Genomic DNA, 5075 nt, shown 5'->3' on the forward strand with positions numbered 1-5075 from the left:
TGCCGGGCGAGATCTCCGTCGCCGGCATCAACGACCTCGGGGTGGCGCGCCACGTCGGCCTCACGACGGTGAGCCTGCCGCTGTACGAGATGGGCGCCATGGCGGCCCGCCGCATCGTCGACGCCCCGCCCGGCCCCGACGCCGCCCCCGGGTCGACCACCACGCTCAGCCATCGACTCGTCCCCCGGGAGACGACGGCCCGGCGCGCACGGACGCGCTGACGAACTCGTTTCCGTGTGCGCCTCCGGAGGGGGGCCGGGGTGGACTAGCGGCCGACCTTGCGCTTGTTCCAGACGTCGAACCCGACCGCGGCCAGCAGCACGAGCCCCTTGATGACCTGCTGGTAGTCGGTGCCGATGTTGACCAGGGACATGCCCTGGTTCAGCACGCCGAGGACCAGGCCGCCGATCACGGCGCCCATCACCGTGCCCACGCCGCCGCTCATCGAAGCACCGCCGATGAACGAGGCGGCGATCGCCTCCAGCTCGAAGTTCAGGCCCGCCTGCGGGGTGCCCGCGTTCAGCCGCGCCGCGTAGACGCAGCCCGCGAGGGCCGCCAGCACGCCCATGTTGACGAAGATCAGGAAGGTGACGCGCTTGTCCTTGACCCCGGACAGCTTCGCCGCCGCCTTGTTGCCGCCGAGCGCGTACACGTGCCGCCCGATGACCGCGTTGCGCATCACATAGCCGAGGCCGATCAGCAGGCCGCACATGATCAGCAGCACCACGGGCACGCCGCGGAAGCTGGCGAGGGTCAGCGTGAAGGCGACGACGGCCGCGGTCGTCGCCACCAGCTTCGCCACCCACAGGCTCGTCGGCGTGACGTCCAGGTCGTACGCCAGCTGCTGCTTGCGGCTGCGCCACTCGCGGAGGACCAGGAACGCGACCGTCACGAGGCCGATGACCAGGGTCGGGTTGTGGTACTGCGTGTAGGGGCCCATCTCCGGGATGAAGCCCTTGGCGATGTTCTGGAAACCGTCGGGGAACGGCGAGAGCGACTGGCCCTCCAGGACGATCTGGGTGAGACCGCGGAAGAGCAGCATGCCGGCCAGCGTCACGATGAACGACGGGATGCCGACGTACGCGATGAAGAAGCCCTGCCACGCGCCCGCGACCGCGCCGATCAGCAGCGAGAGGACGAGCGCGAGCACCCACGGCATGTCGTGCTTGACCATCATCACCGCCGACATCGCGCCGACGAAGGCCACCAGGGAACCGACGGACAGGTCGATGTGGCCCGCGATGATGACGATCATCATGCCGATGGCCAGGATGAGGATGTAGCCGTTCTGCTGGATCAGGTTGGAGACGTTGCTCGGCAGCAGGAGGACGCCGTCCGACCAGATCTGGAAGAGGACGACGATGAACGCCAGGGCGATGAGCATGCCGTACTGGCGCATGTTGGAGCGCACGCTCCGCAGCAGCAGCTCGCCGACGGACTGCCGGGAGGAGGGCGCGGACGCGGTGTCGCGCGGGGGCTTGGTCGTGGTCGTCATGGCGGAGGCCTCAGCTTCTGTTCTGGGTCATGTGGCGCATCAGGAGTTCCTGGGTGGCGTCCGCGCGGTCGACCTCACCGGTCAGCCGGCCCTCGGCCATCGTGTAGATCCGGTCGCACATCCCGAGCAGCTCGGGCAGTTCGGAGGAGATGAACAGCACCGCCTTGCCCGCGGCGGCGAGCCGGTCGATGACGGTGTAGATCTCGTACTTCGCGCCGACGTCGATGCCGCGCGTCGGCTCGTCGAGGATCAGCACCTCGGGGTCGGCGTGGATCCACTTGCTGAGCACGACCTTCTGCTGGTTGCCGCCGGAGAGCCGTCCCACCTGCTCGAAGACCGTGGGCGCCTTGATGTTCATGGACTTCCGGTAGCGCTCGGCGACGGAGCGTTCGCGGTGCCCGTCGACGAAGCCGTCCCTGCGCCGCATGCCGGGCAGCGAGGCCAGGGAGATGTTGCGGTTGATGTTGTCGATGAGGTTGAGGCCGTACTGCTTGCGGTCCTCGGTGACGTAGGCGATGCCGGCCTCGACCGCGGCGGGCACCGTCTTCGTCGCCACCTCGCGGCCGCCCACCGACACCGTGCCGGTGACGTACTGCCCGTAGGAGCGCCCGAAGACCGACATCGCGAGCTCCGTGCGGCCCGCGCCCATCAGGCCCGCGATGCCGACGATCTCGCCGCGCCGCACGGTCAGCGACACGTCGTCGACGACCTTGCGCTGGTGGTCGATCGGATGCCGCACCGTCCAGTTCGCGACGGAGAGGGCGAGCGAGCCCGCGTCCTCGCCCTCGTAGGGCGTGCGGTCCGGGAAGCGGTGGTCGAGGTCGCGGCCGACCATGCCGCGGATGATGCGGTCCTCCGACAACCGCGGCTCCGCGTCCGAACTCTCACGGACCGTCAGGGTCTCGATGGTCCGCCCGTCGCGGAGGATCGTCACCGAGTCGGTGATGGCCCGGATCTCGTTCAGCTTGTGGGAGATGATGATGCTGGCGATGCCCTGCTCGCGCAGTTCCACGATGAGGTCGAGGAGCTTCGCGCTGTCCTCGTCGTTGAGCGCGGCGGTCGGCTCGTCCAGGATCAGCAGCTTCACCTCCTTGGACAGCGCCTTGGCGATCTCCACCAGCTGCTGCTTGCCCACGCCGATGTCGGCGACCGGAGTCTGCGGCTTCTCGTGCAGGCCCACCCGTGCCAGCAGCGCGCTCGCCCTGCGCAGGGTGCCGTGCCAGTCGATGAAGCCCCGGCTGCCCTGTTCGTTGCCGAGGAAGATGTTCTCGGCGATGGACAGGTAGGGGACGAGCGCCAGCTCCTGGTGGATGATGACGATGCCGTGGCGCTCGCCCGCGCGGATGTCCTTGAAGGCCACCCGCTCGCCCTCGAAGTGGATCTCGCCGTCGTAACTGCCGTGCTCGTGAACGCCGCTGAGGACCTTCATCAGCGTCGACTTGCCCGCGCCGTTCTCGCCGCAGATCGCGTGGATCTCCCCGGCGCGCACGGTCAGATTCACGTCGGAGAGCGCCTTGACGCCGGGGAACGTCTTGGTGATGCCGCGCATCTCGAGGACGGGCCGCCTCACTTGAGCTGCCCCGCCGTGAAGTACCCCTCGTCCACGAGGAGGTGCGTGTTCTTCTTGTCGATGCTGACCGGGTCGAGGAGGTAGGAGGGCACGATCTTCTTGCCGTTGTGGTACCCCGTGGTGTCGTTGACCTTCGGCTTCCTGTCGTGCAGGACGGCGTCGCCCATCGCCACCGTCTGCGCGGCCAGCTTGCGGGTGTCCTTGAACACCGTCTGCGTCTGCTCGCCCCTGATGATGGACTTCACCGACGCTAGCTCCGCGTCCTGACCGGTGATCACCGGCAGCGGTCGGCTCTTGGAGCCGTACCCCGCGCTCTTCAGCGCCGAGATGATGCCGAGCGAGATCCCGTCGTACGGCGAGAGGACCGCGTCGACCTTCTGCGTGCCGTAGTTCTTGCTGATCAGGTCGTCCATGCGCTTCTGCGCGGTGCCGCCGTCCCAGCGCAGCGTGGTGGCCTGGTTCATCTTCGTCTGCCGGCTGCGGACGGTGAGCCGGCCGCTCTTGAAGTACGGCTGCAGCACCTTCATGGCGCCGCTCCAGAAGTACTTGGTGTTGTTGTCGTCCGGCGACCCCGCGAACAGCTCGATGTTGTACGTGTCGCCCGAGGTGTCGTCCGGCTTGCCGAGCTTCAGCTTCTCGACGATGTACTGCGCCTCCAGGCGGCCGACGCGCTCGTTGTCGAACGACGCGTAGTAGTCGACGTTCTCCGTGCCGAGGATGAGCCGGTCGTACGAGATCACGGGGATGCCCGCGTCGTGCGCGCGCCCCAGGACGTCGGTCAGCGCGGAGCCGTCGATGGCGGCGACCACCAGCAGGCTGCGCCCCTTGGTGATCATGTTCTCCAGCTGGGCGATCTGGTTCTCGACCTTGTCGTCGCCGTACTGCAGATCGGTCCGGTAACCGGCCTTCTGGAACTGCTTCGCCATGTTCTCGCCGTCGGCTATCCACCGCTCGGAGGACTTGGTCGGCATCGCGAGGCCGATGGTGGCGCCCTTTCCGGTGTCCGGCTTGTAGCGGCTGCCGCCCTTGGCCTCCTGGCCGCAGGCGGTGAGCGAGCCGAGCAGGACGGCGGTGGCCACCGCGGCGGTGAGGCGCGTGCGGATGGGCATGGGTCAGCTCCTTTCCGGGAAGCGGTTCAGGTCGCCGGGCAGACGCGAGCCGAGCGGCGACATCCCGGCGTCGGCGCCGTGCCGGGCCAGGAGGTCCAGGGCGAGCCGGCCGCGGCGCACCCGCTCGCGGGCGGTGTCGAGGGTGACGTCGCGCAGCTGGGCGCCGTAGGGATAGATCCCGGGCGCCTTCGCGAGCCCGAACTTCAGGTACAGGGGCGCGCCGCGCCGGATCAGCTCGGCGATCTCGTACATGCGGACGTAGCCGCCGAGGTCGTCAGGAGCCTCGACGTACAGGTCCATCGGGGCGCCCGACACCCGGCGGATCTCGGTGAGATGAGCGGGCGTCAGATCGCTCGGCACGTTCAGCGAGTCCGCGCCGAGCCGCTCGTACACCGCGTAGGCGGCCGGGTTGACCGGGCCGATCAGCGCGGACACCTTCAGCGTCGTGTCGGCCGGGATGAGCCCGGCGGTCCTGGCCCGGTGCAGCGTCCACAGCACGCCCTCGTCGGCGACGAGCAGGCACGTGACGCCCAGCTCCGTGGCCCGCACGGCGTCCTCGACGCAGCCGGCGACCGCGTCGTGGCCCCGGGCGCGCAGCCCGGCGCCGTGCGAGTCGGTGCGCACGGAGGCGCCGGTGTCCCAGGTGCCGCGCGGCCCGGTGAACAGGCAGAGCTCGATGTCGCGCTCGGCGGCGCCGCCCACCATGTCGGTGATCTCGGCGTCGGACAGCATCCAGACGCCGCTGCCCTGACTGATGCGGTGGATCGGCACGTCGAGCCGCGCGGATTCCTTGAGCACGACGCCGAGCGCCTCGGGCCCCTCGACCGAGGGAATCTCGACCCGCCAGGTGCCGCCGTCCGGAAAGGCGTGCGGGGAGGCGTCGGCGGGATCGGGGGAGGGG

At 69.2% G+C, this 5075-nt stretch carries 5 protein-coding genes; 1 reads left to right on the forward strand and 4 read right to left on the reverse strand.

What is annotated here, in order from left to right:
* Positions 1–221: substrate-binding domain-containing protein (locus AOK03_RS34705; RefSeq protein WP_167355679.1), on the forward strand; the 221-nt coding region annotated here is incomplete at its 5' end.
* 44 nt (positions 222–265) lie between these two features.
* On the opposite strand, the gene mmsB is transcribed toward AOK03_RS34705, so the two are convergent.
* The 4 genes from mmsB to AOK03_RS34725 form a co-directional block, all read right to left on the reverse strand.
* Positions 266–1495 (reverse strand): multiple monosaccharide ABC transporter permease, encoded by a 1230-nt coding sequence (mmsB, locus tag AOK03_RS34710; RefSeq protein ID WP_055569366.1) that lies wholly within the window; start codon positions 1493–1495, stop codon positions 266–268.
* A gap of 10 nt (positions 1496–1505) precedes the next feature.
* The gene (gene mmsA, locus AOK03_RS34715) at positions 1506–3044 is read right to left on the reverse strand and encodes a multiple monosaccharide ABC transporter ATP-binding protein (RefSeq protein ID WP_055569369.1); all 1539 of its coding nucleotides are present in this window, start codon (positions 3042–3044) and stop codon (positions 1506–1508) included.
* Between the two features lie 17 nt (positions 3045–3061).
* Positions 3062–4174, reverse strand: coding sequence for a multiple monosaccharide ABC transporter substrate-binding protein (gene chvE / locus AOK03_RS34720; RefSeq protein ID WP_055569367.1), 1113 nt, complete (start codon positions 4172–4174; stop codon positions 3062–3064).
* Positions 4175–4177: 3 nt separating this feature from the next.
* Positions 4178–5075: hypothetical protein (locus AOK03_RS34725; protein WP_055569368.1), on the reverse strand; the 898-nt coding region annotated here is incomplete at its 5' end.

It is taken from the genome of Streptomyces atriruber (assembly GCF_001418325.1).
GTDB classification, from domain to species: Bacteria; Actinomycetota; Actinomycetes; order Streptomycetales; family Streptomycetaceae; genus Streptomyces; species Streptomyces atriruber.

What these genes read in the sequence shown, in the direction of transcription:
- mmsB (WP_055569366.1), bottom strand. Translation starts at nt 1,495, where the DNA reads ATGACGACCACGACCAAGCCCCCGCGCGACACCGCGTCCGCGCCCTCC.
- mmsA (WP_055569369.1), bottom strand. Translation starts at nt 3,044, where the DNA reads ATGCGCGGCATCACCAAGACGTTCCCCGGCGTCAAGGCGCTCTCCGAC.
- chvE (WP_055569367.1), bottom strand. Translation starts at nt 4,174, where the DNA reads ATGCCCATCCGCACGCGCCTCACCGCCGCGGTGGCCACCGCCGTCCTG.